General features: G+C 46.7%; 17 protein-coding genes. All 17 read left to right on the plus strand.

From position 1 onward, the window contains the following. Window positions 1-8 precede the first annotated feature (8 nt). The 17 genes from IL_RS04810 (at window position 9) to ybeD (ending at window position 16159) form a co-directional block, all read left to right on the plus strand. Window positions 9-998, plus strand: a complete 990-nt coding sequence (locus IL_RS04810) for a PhoH family protein (RefSeq protein ID WP_011234193.1) — start codon at window positions 9-11, stop codon at window positions 996-998. Next, complete coding sequence (gene ybeY / locus IL_RS04815) at window positions 998-1489, plus strand: rRNA maturation RNase YbeY (protein ID WP_011234194.1); 492 nt, start codon at window positions 998-1000, stop codon at window positions 1487-1489. The genes IL_RS04810 and ybeY overlap by 1 nt, the downstream gene beginning before the upstream one ends. Beyond that, on the plus strand, window positions 1486-2373 hold the full coding sequence (gene corC / locus IL_RS04820; RefSeq protein WP_011234195.1) for a CNNM family magnesium/cobalt transport protein CorC: 888 nt from the start codon (window positions 1486-1488) through the stop codon (window positions 2371-2373). Before ybeY ends, corC begins: the two co-directional genes overlap by 4 nt. Further along, entirely contained in the window at window positions 2373-3884 is a 1512-nt protein-coding gene (gene lnt, locus IL_RS04825; protein WP_011234196.1) for an apolipoprotein N-acyltransferase, read from the plus strand. Before corC ends, lnt begins: the two co-directional genes overlap by 1 nt. 88 nt (window positions 3885-3972) lie before the next feature. Then, complete coding sequence (locus tag IL_RS04830; protein WP_011234197.1) at window positions 3973-4170, plus strand: hypothetical protein; 198 nt, start codon at window positions 3973-3975, stop codon at window positions 4168-4170. Window positions 4171-4206: 36 nt separating this feature from the next. Then, on the plus strand, window positions 4207-6783 hold the full coding sequence (leuS, locus tag IL_RS04835) for a leucine--tRNA ligase (RefSeq protein WP_011234198.1): 2577 nt from the start codon (window positions 4207-4209) through the stop codon (window positions 6781-6783). A 3-nt stretch (window positions 6784-6786) separates the two neighbouring features. Then, a complete protein-coding gene (gene lptE / locus IL_RS04840; protein WP_011234199.1) occupies window positions 6787-7281 on the plus strand; it encodes an LPS assembly lipoprotein LptE in 495 nt (164 codons plus the stop codon). 3 nt (window positions 7282-7284) lie between these two features. Further along, entirely contained in the window at window positions 7285-8367 is a 1083-nt protein-coding gene (gene holA / locus IL_RS04845; RefSeq protein WP_011234200.1) for a DNA polymerase III subunit delta, read from the plus strand. Next, on the plus strand, window positions 8364-8993 hold the full coding sequence (gene nadD, locus IL_RS04850; RefSeq protein ID WP_011234201.1) for a nicotinate-nucleotide adenylyltransferase: 630 nt from the start codon (window positions 8364-8366) through the stop codon (window positions 8991-8993). Before holA ends, nadD begins: the two co-directional genes overlap by 4 nt. Before the next feature lie 63 nt (window positions 8994-9056). Further along, complete coding sequence (gene rsfS / locus IL_RS04855; protein WP_011234202.1) at window positions 9057-9374, plus strand: ribosome silencing factor; 318 nt, start codon at window positions 9057-9059, stop codon at window positions 9372-9374. Between the two features lie 3 nt (window positions 9375-9377). Continuing rightward, window positions 9378-9848, plus strand: coding sequence for a 23S rRNA (pseudouridine(1915)-N(3))-methyltransferase RlmH (rlmH, locus tag IL_RS04860; RefSeq protein ID WP_011234203.1), 471 nt, complete (start codon window positions 9378-9380; stop codon window positions 9846-9848). Window positions 9849-9856: 8 nt separating this feature from the next. Beyond that, on the plus strand, window positions 9857-11752 hold the full coding sequence (mrdA, locus tag IL_RS04865) for a penicillin-binding protein 2 (RefSeq protein ID WP_011234204.1): 1896 nt from the start codon (window positions 9857-9859) through the stop codon (window positions 11750-11752). Continuing rightward, a complete protein-coding gene (gene rodA, locus IL_RS04870) occupies window positions 11739-12857 on the plus strand; it encodes a rod shape-determining protein RodA (RefSeq protein ID WP_011234205.1) in 1119 nt (372 codons plus the stop codon). The genes mrdA and rodA overlap by 14 nt, the downstream gene beginning before the upstream one ends. 17 nt (window positions 12858-12874) lie before the next feature. Then, window positions 12875-13846, plus strand: coding sequence for a lytic murein transglycosylase B (gene mltB, locus IL_RS04875; RefSeq protein WP_011234206.1), 972 nt, complete (start codon window positions 12875-12877; stop codon window positions 13844-13846). Next, a complete protein-coding gene (locus IL_RS04880) occupies window positions 13833-14660 on the plus strand; it encodes a septal ring lytic transglycosylase RlpA family protein (protein ID WP_011234207.1) in 828 nt (275 codons plus the stop codon). The genes mltB and IL_RS04880 overlap by 14 nt, the downstream gene beginning before the upstream one ends. A gap of 62 nt (window positions 14661-14722) precedes the next feature. After that, a complete protein-coding gene (locus IL_RS04885; protein WP_011234208.1) occupies window positions 14723-15880 on the plus strand; it encodes a D-alanyl-D-alanine carboxypeptidase family protein in 1158 nt (385 codons plus the stop codon). A 12-nt stretch (window positions 15881-15892) separates the two neighbouring features. After that, the gene (gene ybeD, locus IL_RS04890) at window positions 15893-16159 is read left to right on the plus strand and encodes a DUF493 family protein YbeD (protein WP_011234209.1); all 267 of its coding nucleotides are present in this window, start codon (window positions 15893-15895) and stop codon (window positions 16157-16159) included. Window positions 16160-16199 lie beyond the last annotated feature (40 nt).

A 16199-nucleotide genomic window follows, 5' to 3' on the forward strand; every position in this document is an offset into this window, starting at 1 on the left:
GGAAACGATTGAGACCACAAACACAGACACTTGATTTTGAGCTAGAGCCGACGGATTCACGTCGGCTTTCCAATCTCTGCGGCCCTTTAGACGAGAATCTGAAGCATATAGAGCGTCGCCTCGGCGTAGAAATAACACACCGCGGTCATCAGTTTCAGTTGATAGGTCACGCAGCCAGCGTTGCAGCCGTGCACAAATTATTACTCGATCTCTACATTGAGACGGCAACCGTAAAAGGCAAAGAAGGCCAGGTTGAACCCGAACAAGTTCACCTGGCCATTCAGCAGGCCAAAGTTCTTGAGCAAAGCGACGATCAAGGCGATCCTGCCGCTGAAAAAATGACTCACATTAAAACCAAACGCGGCTTAATTAAGCCTCGCAATCATAATCAGGCGGGTTATGTTCGTGCCATTCTGGCTCATGACGTTAATTTTGGTATTGGACCTGCCGGTACCGGAAAAACTTATCTGGCAGTAGCTTGTGCAGTAGATGCTTTGGAACGTCAGGAAGTGCGCCGTATTCTCTTAACTCGTCCGGCGGTAGAGGCGGGTGAAAAGCTGGGTTTCTTACCGGGAGACTTAGCTCAGAAAGTAGACCCTTACTTGCGCCCTCTTTATGACGCTTTATTTGAAATGCTCGGCTTTGAAAAAGTTGAAAAGCTGATTGAGCGTAACGTCATTGAGGTGGCTCCGTTAGCATACATGCGTGGTCGAACGCTGAATGATGCCTTCATTATTTTAGATGAAAGCCAGAATACCACTTGTGAACAAATGAAGATGTTTCTGACCCGTATTGGTTTTAATTCACGAGCGGTCATTACCGGCGACATCACTCAGGTGGATTTACCCCGCGGTCAACGCTCAGGGTTAAGGCACGCCATTGAGGTACTAAATAAAGTAACAGACATTAGCTTTACCTTCTTTCAAGCTGGCGATGTCGTGCGTCACCCCGTAGTGCAGCGCATCGTTCAAGCCTACGAGGAATTCGATAAAAGCTAATGGCTGATTTAACACTAGACTATCAACTGGCTGACGGTATTACCAAAGCTCCAGAGGAAAACGCTGTCCACAGTTGGGTCGCAGCCACTCTGGATTATCTGCAAGAAAATGATAAAGCGGTTGAGCTAACGGTGCGCATTGCTGCATTAGAAGAAGCTCAGCAGTTGAATAATGAGTTCCGTAATAAAGATTACGCCACCAATGTTTTGTCTTTCCCCTTCAATAGCCCGGTCGAATTACCCGTCACTTTGTTAGGTGATTTGGTTATCTGTCAGAGCGTCGTTGAACGTGAAGCTGAAGAGCAACAAAAGTCAGCCATCGACCACTGGACGCATATGGTGATACACGGTACTCTCCACCTATTAGGTTACGATCATATTGAAGACGACGAAGCCGAAGAAATGGAACAAATTGAACGTAACATCTTAGCGAGTCTGGGAATATCAGACCCGTATCAAACCGCAGACAACATGGAGCTTAACACTCAATGAGCGACGACAACCCCCACTCAGCCAACGGCTCATCGGGAAAATCCTGGGCAGCGAGACTGCTGCAAGTATTCGCTGGTGAGCCGAAAAGCAGAGAAGAACTCGTCGATTTGATTCAGGACGCCGAAGACCGCGACCTGATAGACAACGATACCAGAGAGATGATTGAGGGCGTTCTCGATGTCGCTGAGCTTAAAGTCCGCGACATTATGATTCCACGCTCACAAATGGTCACCATTGATATCCATCAAGGTGTAGACGAATTCCTGCCTATCGTTATCGATTCTCAACACAGTCGTTACCCGGTTGTTACTGACAACAAAGATCACGTTGAAGGCATTCTGTTAGCAAAAGACTTGCTCAGCTACGGCTTTAACATGACCGACGAAGCCTTTTCGCTGGACAAAGTCATGCGCCCCGCGGTTATCGTTCCGGAGAGTAAACGCGTTGATGTGTTACTAAAAGAGTTTCGTTCCAACCGTTACCATATGGCTATTGTTGTCGATGAGTATGGCGGCGTATCTGGTCTGGTAACTATTGAAGATATTCTGGAAGAAATAGTTGGCGAAATTGAAGACGAAACCGATGCTCATGGTAACGATGAGAAAAACAATATTCGTCGCCTTAGCCCAAGCCGCTATTCAATAAAAGCTTTAACTACCATTGAAGACTTTAACCAATACTTTGACACCAACTTCAGTGATGAAGAACACGACACTGTTGGTGGGCTTGTTGCGCACGGCTTTGGCCATTTACCACAGGCAGGTGAAGAAGTTAAACTCGGTAACATGACTTTCCGGGTCACTAACGCAGATAAAAGACGTATTCAACAACTGCAAGTCAGTCTGGACTCTGATACCGATACCTCGCCGGAGTCTGCACAGTAATGATAACACCCTCAGGAAGCGTTACACGCTCTTTACTGTTAGTGATTTGCGGCGCTCTCCTGACGCTGTCTTATTCACCTTTTCACTGGCATTGGCTGCCGTTTATCATTCTGCCTATAGTGGTAAGACTGATATGGCCCCTCGCCCCTAAACGGGCATTCAGGGCTGGCTTTGTCTTTGGCATGGGCTGGTTCGGTGCCGGTTTAAGCTGGATTTACGTTAGCATCGATCAGTATGGTGGTGTTCCGGTTCCGGTTACGCTGCTTCTATTAGTACTACTCTTTGCTTATTTAGCACTGTTTCCTGCAATTGCATTTTGGTGTTGGCAGAAGCTCTCTCATCGTAAATTTGCCTGGCGCTTCAGCCTGCCTTTCTTTTGGCTTATTGCTGAGCTACTCAGAGGCTGGCTATTCACGGGCTTCCCCTGGCTAAGTCTCGGCTACAGCCAAACTGATGGTATTTTCGGTGGGTTGGCTCCGGTTATTGGTGAAACCGGTATTACGGTGGCTCTTTGGTTTACTGCCATTACTTTGGTTCTGGCGCTAAGATTCAAAAAGCCGGCGTCGCTTTTAATTCCACTTGTTTTTCTCACTTGCGCTGTCGTATTTCCTAAAATACAACCCACAGAGAGAAAAGCAGAATCTATGTCGGTATTGCTGGTACAGGGCAACATCCAACAGTCATTAAAATGGCAGGCTGAACAGCAATGGCCGAATATTCTGCGCTACCTTGATTTAACCCGTCCCAAGTTTAACCACGATCTGGTTATTTGGCCTGAATCCGCTATAACGGCACTTGAGCCCTACGCGAGTGATGTCCTCAATACAGTAGAACAGTCTGCGAGCATGAACGGCTCAGCCTTAATTACCGGTATTATTGACTACGACAGATTAAACGACGATTTTTACAACTCGGTTATAGTGCTGGACGAAGAAAGCTACAGTTACGGCAATGCTAACCGCTACCAAAAACATCAACTGCTGCCCATAGGGGAATTTGTTCCCTTTGAAGACCTTTTACGCCCGCTGGCTCCGTTATTTAACCTCCCAATGTCGTCATTTAGCCGCGGGGGATACCAACAACCTAACCTTAAAGCTAACGGTAGTAACCTGGCCATGGCAATATGCTATGAAATAGCTTTTGCAGGGCAAGTTCGTAGCAATACCTACGACGATACCGACTATCTGGTGACCATTAGCAATGACACTTGGTTTGGTGATTCACACGGCCCCTGGCAACACATGCAAATAGCGCGGATGCGTGCAATGGAGCTTGGCAAACCCTTATTGCGGGCAACGAATAATGGTGTCACAGCTGCCGTTGACGAACATGGCCAATATATAGAGCTGGCTCCGCAGTTTACCGCAACAGCATTATCTGCCGATGTTTATCCGGTTAGTGGTTCAACGTTATTTAATAAAATTGGTAACTGGGGAGCTATAATTCTGGCTCTGTTTGGCTTGTTACCTGTAATCGCTACAAAACGTACTAAGAAACACGCTCAGACATAGTCATCGGGCGCGAAAATCAGTACACTATAAAGGCTTAGCAGAACTATTCTGTTGCTGTTCTTTTCCATTTTTTCACAGGGATCTCATTATGGAAAATATATTTGACGCTATTCTTTTTGCTGTGCTTATTGCTGCAGGTGGTCTGGGACTCACTTCCTGGCTCATGTTGTTCGCCATTGATAAGTCAGAGCCTGCCGAAGTCAAACAACGCGCTGTTTTTGAAAACGGTTTTTTTGGTCTGGCCGGCATAGTCGTTGTACTTCTTATGTGGTACGCAATTAGCTAAACCGATATTTAAATTCAAACGGAATCAGCAGGAATTATGCAAGAACAATACAATCCGAGCAAAATCGAATCTGCCATGCAAAAACGCTGGCAGGAACAAGACGTATTTACGGCAAAGGAGCAGCCGGGCAAAGACAAGTTCTACTGCCTGTCCATGTTCCCCTACCCTAGCGGAAAGCTGCACATGGGGCATGTTCGTAATTATACTTTAGGTGATGTCATTAGCCGTCATCAGCGTATGCTCGGAAAGAATGTTATGCAACCTATGGGCTGGGATGCCTTTGGGCTACCTGCTGAAAATGCCGCTATACAAAATAAAACGGCACCGGCGAAATGGACTTATCAAAATATCGATTACATGCGCGAGCAGTTAAAAAGCTTAGGTTTTGGCTACGACTGGAACCGTGAGCTCGCGACTTGCTCGCCGGATTATTATCGCTGGGAACAATGGTTCTTCACTAAGCTTTATGAAAAAGGCCTGGTGTATAAGAAGAATGCGACGGTTAACTGGGACCCGGTAGACCAGACCGTGCTCGCCAATGAGCAAGTCATTGACGGCAGGGGTTGGCGTTCAGGCGCTAAAGTCGAGCAAAAAGAAATTCCTCAGTGGTTTATTAAAATAACCGATTACGCTGAAGAGCTGTTAGACGATTTGGATCAGCTTGATGGCTGGCCAGAACAGGTCAAAGCGATGCAACGTAACTGGATCGGCCGCTCAGAGGGTGTCGAAATTGACTTCAACGTCGCCTCCTCGGAGCAGACTTTACGCGTTTATACCACCCGTCCGGACACACTTTACGGTGTTACCTACATGGGCGTTGCAGCACAGCATCCTTTAGCTACGGAAGCCGCTAAAACGAATCCTGAACTGGCTAAATTCATTGAGGAGTGCAAAAACAGCAAAGTTGCAGAAGCTGATATTGCCACCATGGAAAAGCTGGGGATGGACACCGGTATTAAAGCCGTTCACCCAATGACCGGCGAAGAAATTCCGGTGTGGGTCGCTAACTTTGTTTTAATGGATTACGGTTCCGGTGCCGTTATGGCCGTGCCTGCACATGACCAGCGCGACTGGGAGTTTGCAACGAAATACCAGTTGGAAATTCGCCCGGTAATTGAACCTCTTAGTGGCGATAGTGACATTGAAAAAGCAGCCATTACTGAGAAAGGCACCGTTATTAACTCGGGGCCATATAACGGCATGAGCTCGGCACAAGCCTTTGACGCTATTGCAACCGAGCTAAAAGAGAAAGGCATTGGTGAGCGTAAAGTCAATTACCGTTTGCGCGACTGGGGAGTATCTCGTCAGCGTTACTGGGGAACTCCAATTCCAATGCTGAACCTGGAAAATGGTGAGTCTGTGCCGGTACCTGAAGATCAGCTACCGGTTAAACTGCCCGAAGACGTGGTGATGGACGGAGTCAATTCACCGATAAAATCTGATCCCGAATGGCGTAAAACCGAATATAACGGCCAGCCAGCAGAACACGAAACCGATACCTTCGACACCTTTATGGAGTCGTCGTGGTACTACGCCCGTTACTGCAGCGCACAAACTGATGATGCCATGCTGGATCCGGAAAAAGCTAACTATTGGTTACCGGTTGATCAGTATATTGGTGGTATTGAACACGCCATTTTGCATTTGCTGTATGCCCGTTTCTTCCATAAGTTACTGCGCGATACTGGCTTAGTGGAATCTGACGAGCCATTCAAGCGTCTTCTGTGTCAAGGCATGGTACTGGCGGACAGCTATTACCGCGAAGATGAAAAAGGCGGTAAGCAGTGGGTGTCACCTCTTGAAGTTGACATTGAGCGTGACGACAAAGGTGCCATCGCCGGAGCTAAACATAAGCAAGACGGCCAGCCGGTTAATATCGGCGGCATGAGCAAAATGTCAAAGTCTAAAAATAACGGTATTGACCCGCAAACCATGGTTGAACGCTATGGCGCGGATACCGTACGGTTATTTATGATGTTTGCCGCACCACCGGAAATGACGCTGGAGTGGTCAGATTCTGGTGTTGAAGGTGCGCAACGCTTTTTACGCCGTCTATGGAAACTGACTTACGAATTAAATAACGCCGGCGGCGCTTGTTCAGGTCAAAGCTTAAATGCAAACCAAAAGCAGCTGCGTCGCGAGTTGCATAAAACCATCGCTAAAGTCAGCGATGACATGGGACGCCGCCAGCACTTTAATACAGCAATAGCAGCCATTATGGAGCTGCTCAACCACTTACAAAAAGCGCCATTGGAAAGCGAAGCGGACCGTCAGGTATTAGCTGAGTCTATCGATGCGACGGTTCGTATGCTTGCGCCTATCACGCCGCATATCTGTGAGCAATTATGGCAGGAGCTGGGGCATCAGGAGCCACTGTCTTTCGCTGACTGGCCGGCCGTTGACGAAAGTGCGTTGGTTGAAGACGAAAAACTGATTGTGGTGCAAATTAATGGCAAGGTTCGAGCCAAATTAACCGTACCGGCCGACGCTTCCGCGGAACAAGTTGAGCAAATTGCTTTTGATGAAGAAGCTGTACAAAAGCATACTGAGGGCAAAGACGTTCGTAAGAAAATCTACGTGCCCGGAAAAATTCTCAATATTGTTGTTGGATAACCTATGCGCGTTACCTTAAACCTTGTACTCACCCTGCTGCTGATAGCCACTCTTAACGGGTGTGGCTTTCAGCTGCGTGGAAACTACCAGCTACCGGAAACGTTGCAGGCGGTTTCTCTGCAAAGCCATGTTTCAAAAGAATTAAGTGAGCATATGGAGCAGCGCTTTATTCATTCGGGGATCCAGGTATCTAAAGCGGAACAGCCTGTTGTTGTTCGGCTTCTTTCAGATAAGTTAGAGCGAAGAACATTGTCGTTGTTTGAAAGTGGCCAGGTTGCAGAATACGAGCTTTTGTATCAGGTCAATTATCAGTTGTTCAACAACGAAAAACTGCTACTTGAGCGAACGGTTGAAGTCGCGCGGGACTATCAGGACGACCCTAACTTTGTATTGGCTAAAACCCGCGAACGGGAAATGCTGGTCGATGAAATGAGAGCCGAAGCGTCACGCCTTATTTTGCAACAAATCATCTCCGAAATGTCGGAATCGAATTCCTAGCCAATGCAAACTATCTACCCTGAAAAGCTCGAACACTTCCTGCAACATAATGGGATTCCCCCTGTCCTGCTAGTGTTTGGTGATGACCTTTTACTCAGGAACGACGCGCTGGCTAGTATTCGAAAAAGCTTAGCCAGTGATGACCTCGAGCGGGTGCATTGGTTACAAAGTAAAGACTTCGACTGGCAGCAACTGTCTGCCGGTGAGCAGTCAATGAGCCTGTTTGGCAATATGCGGCTGGTTGAGCTGGAATTGCCCGAAAACAAACCCGGTCGGGACGGTTCTGCCGCATTGACCGAATACGCAAAGAATCAGGCCGACAGCGAAATTCTGGTTGTTATTGGCGACCGGTTAAAAAAAGAGACCCAAAACAGTCGCTGGTTTAAAGCACTGGCAGAACGCGGTCCGCTGGTTCGCACCCAAAGCCCGGATAAGTCACAGTTGCCCGCCTTTATTCACCAGCGTGCTCAGCGTTATCAACTCATTCTCGCCGCGGGTGTCCCGGAAAAGTTATCAGACTGGTTTGAAGGAAATTTACTTGCTCTGGATCAGGAACTCAGTAAATGGCAATTGCTGAGCAACGATGGTGTCATTACGGAAGACTTTCTGAAAAGCTCCATTGATGATGTCAGCCGCTTTAGTGTGTTTGCGCTGCAGGAAAGTATCCAGCAGCAAGATTTCGAAGGTGCGTTGCATCGCCTCGAGCGCTTACTGGACGAAGAAAATGACTTTCACAGGCTTATCTGGATTTTGCAGCGCGAAGTACAATTGCTAACAGCGTTGCAAAAAGCTAAGCAGACACAAACCGATACAAACGCGCTTTTCCGTCAATTTATGATTTGGCCTAATCAGCAACCGGGGTATCACCAGCGCGCAAATCAATTGAGCCAGCAAACTCTATTGAGTGCACAGCAACTCATTGAGAGAATAGAAGCGGCGCTTAAGCTCGATAGCGGCGAATCTCCTCTTACATTGACAACACATCTACTCAGTTTACTTTGCTGCAATAATGCCAACGCCATTAATGACGGACTTTCGGTATTTAACCACGGCATTGAACCGAACGAAAAATTTATTCAGCTATGATACGCGCAATTTTTGGCGGCACCTTCGATCCTATTCATAACGGGCACCTGCAAACGGCAGCCGCTCTGGTGAAAGAGCTCGGTATTTCAACTTTAGCATTAATGCCAAGCGCGGTGCCGCCGCATCGTCCACAACCGGATGCCAGTCCTGAGCAGCGGTTAGACATGGTTAAGCTTGCGTCTCAATACCACAAGGCTTTCACTGTCGAGGACTGGGAATTAAGACAGGACAGACCGTCCTTTACTGCCAATACATTAAGTGAATTTAAAACTCAGTTCCCTGATGACACCCTACTCTTTGTAATGGGGATGGATTCATTAATGAGTCTTCACCGCTGGCATCATTGGTGCCAGCTTATTGAGTGTGCTCACCTTGTTGTTATGCCAAGAGCAGGAGTTCCTTTTAACCCTAAAAACGACGAGCTCAAAGAGTTTATTTCAGTCCATCTGACCCGCGATAAAAACGCCTTGAATACACAAAGCCAGGGGCTGCTTTATATTGCAGAAACTCCAATGGTCGATGTTTCCGCCACTGAACTGCGGAAACAACTTCAGCAGCGTGAAAAAAACCTGCCACTACCTTCCAATGTTTATAACTATATAAGACAACATCAGCTGTATTTGTAACTGAACACTTTTCCTAATTTCTGTTAAACTTCGGGTTTTAATCCTTAAATCGGAGAAAATCTTTTGCAGGCAGAAGAATTGCGTGAATTTGTCATTGATAAAATCGATGATCTTAAAGGTCGTGACGTTCAAATTTTAGATGTTCATGATAAAACCGACGTTGTTGACTACATGATCATTTGCTCTGGCAGCTCGAAAACGCATGTAAGAAGCATTGCTGAACATGTAGCGACAGAAGCAAAGCATGCTGGCACGCCGCCTATTGGCGTAGAAGGTGGAGAACAGTCGGAGTGGGTTTTAGTTGACCTTGGTGATGTTGTTATACATGTTATGCAAGACAGTATTCGCGACTTCTATCAATTAGAAAAACTCTGGGGCTAGTCAGTGCAAATTCAATTACTCGCCGTTGGCACCAAAATGCCCACGTGGGTTACTGAAGGCTTCAACGAATATAAAAAACGGTTCCCGGCGGATTGTAAGCTAGTGCTGCATGAAATAGCGGCTCAAAAGCGAACACGCAAAGCAGACTTAAACCGCGTTATGCAACAAGAAGGCAAATCGCTGCTGCAAGCAATACCCAAAGGGAACCGAATTGTCACTTTAGAAGTCAAAGGTCAGGCTTGGGACACTCCCAAACTTGCTCAGCAATTAGAAAAGTGGCAAATGGACGGTAGAGATGTCACTCTGTTAATTGGTGGGCCCGAAGGGCTTTCTGATGAATGCCTGGCAGCAGCAGAGCAGCGATGGTCTTTGTCCAAATTAACATTGCCCCATCCAGTAGTGAGGTTAATTGTCGCAGAAAGTCTTTACCGGGCATGGAGCCTGAATAACAATCATCCGTACCATAGAGAATAAGAATAATAATGCGTCACCGCACCCACATACGTGATCATGACTCCGAAGCGGCCGTTTTTGGGCGACGTGTACTCGTTGCTATGGTGATTGTTGTAGCTGCTTTTATAGCTCTTGCGTCAAACATGTATCACCTACAGGTGAGTGAACATAACGAGCTTCAGACGCGCTCTAACGATAACCGGATCAAATTACTCCCTCTGGCGCCGAATCGGGGCTTAATTTACGACCGCAACGGTGTTTTATTAGCTGAAAACACACCAATTTACAGTCTGGATGTTACCCCGGAAGAAATCGATAATCTTGAGCAGACCCTAAGTCAACTTCAGCAGTTACTCGACTTTCCTGACAGCACTATTGAGCGCTTCTACCGGAATCTAAAAAATCAGCGGCGTTTTAATAATGTGCCCTTGCTCGATGAATTGAATGAAAAACAGCTGGCAGTTTTTGCGGCGCATCAACATAAGTACCCAGGCATAAGCATCGAAGCTCGTTTGATACGAAACTACCCTCACAAAGAGTTATTAACACACGCAGTTGGCTATGTTGCCAAGATCAACCCAAGAGACGTCGAGAGCCTGCGTGAAAGTGGCGAACTACCTAATTACGCCGCCAGCAGGACGATAGGAAAGCTCGGTATAGAAAAATACTACGAGAAAGATCTCCATGGCGAAGTCGGCTATCAGAGTGTTGAGGTAAATAACCGAGGGCGTGCAGTCAGAACATTGAGTATTGAAGCACCTAAGCCGGGTCAGGACATCGTTCTGGAGCTGGATCTTGAATTACAGAGAAAAGCTGCGGAGTTACTAGGTGAGCAACGCGGCTCTATTATATTAATGGATGCCACCACCGGTGGGATACTGGCTATGGTCAGCACGCCCAGCTACGATCCAAATTGGTTCGTCAATGGCATTTCGGTTAAGCAGTATCAATCGTTGTTGAATTCGACTCAGAGTCCGTTGCTTAACCGCGTAACTCAAGGGGCTTATCCCCCGGCATCAACCATCAAACCTCAAATCGGTTTGCTCGGATTAGAAGAAGGCACCATTGACGAAGATACTCGCATATGGGACCCCGGCTGGTTTGAAATAAAAGGCGTGGACCGACGCTACCGCGACTGGCTGGCCTGGGGACACGGCTGGGTCGATGTAGAAAGAGCCATTACTGAAAGCTGTGATACATTTTATTACGATTTAGCCCTTAAGCTCGGCGTCGATAAGATATCCAGTTTTATGGCTGAGTTTGGTTTTGGCGAAAGAACAGGCATCGATATTCACGAAGAAGTCTCTGCATTAATGCCATCTCGTGGTTGGAAAAGAGCGCGTTTCGGTCAGCCCTGGTATGCGGGCGAAACTCTTTCTGTCGGTATTGGTCAGAGTTACTGGACGGCAACACCTATGCAACTAGCCGTTGCAACGGCCATGGTTGCAAATAAAGGCGAGCACCTTATTCCCAGGCTGCTTCGCGGTAAAATACAAGACGGTGTATTTGAAGAAGCTTTAATCGCCCACCGGGAAAAATTGACCTTATCCGATAGCAGCAACTGGGAAGTTATCACTAAAGGGATGCGTAACGTCAACATGTCACCCAAAGGTACAGCGCATAGGGCGTTTAAAGACGCGCCCTACTCGTCGGCAGGCAAAACCGGAACAGCTCAGGTCAGAAGCCTCGGACAGGAAGAGGAATATAATGCAGAAGATATCGCCGAGCGCTATCGCGATAATGCGATGTACGTGGGTTACGCTCCGGCAGAGGATCCTGAAGTTGTTGTTGTGGTAGCAATAGAAAACTCTCTTGGGGGCGGCGGAAGTGTCGCCGCACCGGTAGCAAGAAAAATATTAGACGTCTGGCACACCCGATTTAACAATGGCAAAAAACAGCAGGAAGAAACAAATGCTGACAACTGAAGAACGCCAAAGAAGTCCGCTACTGAAAAAACTGCATATTGATGGGCCACTGCTGATTCCTTTGGTCCTGCTCTCAGTTCTTAGTCTATTTGTTATTTACAGCGCTGCCGGGCAGGATCTGGAGGTCGTAGAAAGGCAGTCGATACGTATTGGGTTATCGTTTGTTGTACTTTTTGTGGTTGCACAAATTCCACCACGTGCCCTGTCACGCTTTGCGGTGCCAGCCTTTGGTGCCGGGGTTCTGCTGCTAGTGGCCGTACTTGTTTTCGGTGAAATGGGGAAAGGCGCTCAACGGTGGCTGGATATAGGCCCTTTAACCATACAGCCGTCAGAAATAATGAAACTCGCCATGCCCCTTATGCTGGCCTGGTATATGAATCAACACCCTATTCCGCCCTCCATTTATCGATTGTTTGGCGCTTTAGTGCTGGTGATTATTCCAACCTTACTCATTGCCCGACAACCCGACTTAGGGACTTCTCTGCTGGTTGCCTGCGCTGGACTTTTCGTTATATTTTTGGCTGGACTAAGCTGGAAGTTAGTTACCGCCGCGGCTATTTCTACTGCGGCTTTTACCCCTGTGCTCTGGTTTTATCTTATGCACGACTACCAGCGCCAACGAGTGCTCACTTTTTTAAACCCCGAACGTGATCCTCTCGGTTCCGGCTACCACATTATTCAGTCAAAAATTGCCATCGGTTCAGGCGGCATTGATGGCAAAGGCTGGCTTCAGGGAACTCAGTCTCAACTGGAGTTTTTACCGGAGCGTCATACCGACTTTATTTTTTCTGTTTTTAGTGAGGAATTTGGCCTTACCGGAGTTATCCTTTTGCTTGCATTATATGGCTTCATTATTTTACGAGGCCTAATTATTGCTCTGCAAACCCAGGATATCTTTTGTAAGTTATTGGCCGGTTCATTAACACTCACCTTCTTTGTTTATGTCTTTGTAAATATTGGTATGGTTTCAGGACTATTGCCAGTGGTTGGGGTACCATTACCTTTAATCAGTTATGGTGGCACGTCGATGGTGACACTTATGGCCGGCTTCGGCATGCTCATGTCCATTGCGACCCATCATCGCTTAGTTATGAAAAATGGCTAAAAAAACAGGGAAACTATATGCGCACCTTATTAGGATTAGCGTTGCTAACCGCAACAAGCAGCTTACCTGCATATGCTCAGGAGCAAAGCCCTGAGATTGAAAAGTTTATTCAACAGCAAGTTGAGCAGCACAAACTAGACGAAGAGCAAGTTCGCCAATGGCTCTCGACAGCTCGGAAAAACGACGAGGTTCTTGAAGCCATTCAGCGTCCATGGGAAGCCAAGCCCTGGTATCAATACTACCCAATTTTCTTAACTGAAAAACGCTTAGAAGCGGGCGTTAAGTTCTGGAAAAAACATAAAGAAACGCTGGAACGTGCAGAAGCTGAATACGGCGTACCTGCTCAAATCATAGTTGCAATCATTGGCGTCGAAACCTTTTATGGCAATTATATGGGGAAATATTCCGTTCTGGATTCACTCTACACTTTAGGCTTTCATTACCCTCCCCGTTCAAGTTTCTTCCGTTCCGAACTTAGCGAATTCTTTCAGTTAGCATCTGAAGAAGGTTGGGACGTAGCCGAAGCAAAAGGTTCCTACGCCGGTGCTATGGGTTTCGGTCAGTTTATTTCCTCCAGCTATCGGCATTACGCGGTGGACTTTGACAACGACGGACAAAGAGACATTTTGACGAATCCGGTCGATGCTATCGGCAGTGTGGCTAATTATTTTGCAGAACATAAATGGCAGCAAGGCCAACCTGTAGCACAGCCTCTTGGTAATGAACAAGACTGGAAAGCGTTAGTCAGCGACGGTATGAAACCCAATACCACGCGTTCCGAAATTAAGCGTAAAGGCTATGAACTTCCGCAGCATAAGGCGGTTAATAATGGTACCGAGGTCAGAGTATTTGAGTTTGAAACAGAAAACGCTCATGAATACTGGCTGGGATACGACAACTTCTATGTGATTACCCGGTATAACCACAGTCCACTTTACGCGATGGCTGTCTACCAGTTTAGCGAGCAACTGAAAAATGAAGTGCAGTAATTTATCCACCTTAATGCTGAGCGTGTTTTTGCTCAGTAGTTGCTCCAGCGGTCCCTCCGGCCGATACTCTCAGCATGAAGACAGTGCTCCGACTCGTTTACCTACTGAGTCGGAGTTACGCAGTGCCGTTCCCGTACATGAGCCTATCAGTCCTCAGGGGAATCGGGACTATCGGGTCTTAGGCAATAATTATGAGGTAATGGACAGTGCGGTAGGGTATGTCGAGGAAGGTTATGCCTCCTGGTATGGAAATAAATTTCATGGGCATCTGACTTCGAATGGTGAATATTATGATATGTACAGTATGTCAGCGGCTCATACCCGGTTACCTCTGCCTACTTATGTAAAAGTCACTAACTTGAACAACGACCGTACCGTCACTGTTAGAGTAAATGATCGCGGGCCATTCCATCCTGAACGTATTATCGACTTGTCATTTGCGGCGGCTTATAAGTTGGGTATGTTGGATAGTGGTACAGCCCCGGTTAGAGTTGAAGCCATTAATTTAAAAACGCCAATGCGAGTCGAAGATCAGTCTGCCCCGGGAAGCCAATCGAATTATCATATTCAATTGGTGGCTTCATCAGATATTAACCGTTTATCGCAGTTAAAACGCAACCTGCCGCCCAAGTTCCAGGAAATTGCAACTACAGAGAAAACGGATGGTCTACATAAATTAATGCTGGGTCCGGTTTCAGAACAGAAAAGCTACGATTTACTCGAGCAAATACGATCTTCCGGATACCCTCAAGCTTTTCGCGTAAAGGCGGCGCAAAGTCAGACGGATACTCCTGACGCTGTGCAACAAAACTGATATAATTCGGCCTCTTTACGCATTTGATTCACTTTTTGACCGATAAGATAAAGATAATCCCAATGAAAAAAATTTGTCACCTTTTTACTGCCGTAACCCTATTATTCAGCTCAGCAAGCTTCGCCGCTCAGTCATTAGTTCCCGATGCGCCGTCGGTTAATGCGAAAGCCTATATTCTTATCGATCACACTACTGGCAAAGTGTTAGCAGAAAATAATTCCCGTGAAAGCCTGCCCCCGGCCAGCCTGACCAAAATGATGACCAGCTATATTATTGGTAAAGAAATGCTAGCTGGCCGCATTAGCGAGAAGGATATTGTTACTGTAAGCGAAAATGCCTGGGCCAAAAACTTCCCTGAGTCATCCAAAATGTTTATCGAAGTTGGCAAAGAGGTCAGTGTTAAAGAGTTAAACCGTGGCATCATTATTTCCTCTGGTAACGACGCCTGTGTTGCAATGGCTGAACATATTGCGGGAAGCGAAGACGCTTTCGCTGGGTTAATGAATAATTATGCTGAACAAATAGGCATGAAGGACAGTCACTTTGCGAACAGTCACGGGCTGCCTGATTCTGAGCAATACGTCTCCGCCCGTGATATGGCCACGTTAGCAAGTGCTTTAATAAATGAGACTCCTGACGAATATAAACTCTACTCAGAAAAGTCTTTTACCTACAATAATATTAAGCAATACAATCGCAACTCATTGCTATGGGATCGGAGCTTGAACGTCGATGGCATTAAAACCGGCCATACTAATGAAGCGGGTTATAGCTTGGTTTCTTCCGCCGTTGAAGACGGAACCCGATTAATTGCTGTGGTTATGGGAACTAACAGTGAACAAGCGCGTAAAGTTGAAAGCAAAAAACTGCTTAACTACGGATTCCGTTATTTCGAAACCGTAAAAGCATATTCTGCCGGCGAAAGCTTCATTTCCCAACGTATTTGGGGTGGAGATTTAGATGAAGTCGAGCTGGGTATTAGTGAAGATGTCGTTATCACCTTACCTAAAGGTCAACGTGATAAATTAAAAGCTAACTTTGAGCTTGATGAGCAGCTACAGGCACCGCTTTCCAAAGGTCAGCATGTAGGCACAGTTTACCTTCAGCTAAATGGCGAAGATGTAGCTTCATTTCCGCTGGTAACCTTACAAGCTGTCGAAGAAGGTGGATTCTTCAAGAAGATGATGGACTATATAAAACAGCAGTTTACTGAAGAATAAAGGTTTAGATAGATGCAAAAAACTCGTTTTGACGAACTGGTCGATTTCCCCTGTCACTTTACTTTTAAAGTGATGGGGGTTGCTAGTGACAGCCTTCCTGATCAGGTTGTGGAAGTTTTACAAGAGCATGCTCCGGGCGACTACAGTCCTTCCGTAAAGCCCAGCAGCAAAGGCAACTACCACTCAATTTCTGTTGCTGTGCGTGTCGAAAGCCAGCAGCATATCGAAATATTGTATCGTTCACTCTCAGATATCGAGGACGTTCGCTACGTTCTGTAGCGGCAGGACTAGCCGTTGTTGCTGACAAACGTTATAATGG

Origin of the sequence: Idiomarina loihiensis L2TR (assembly GCF_000008465.1) — a bacterium.
Taxonomy (GTDB): Bacteria; Pseudomonadota; Gammaproteobacteria; order Enterobacterales; family Alteromonadaceae; genus Idiomarina; species Idiomarina loihiensis.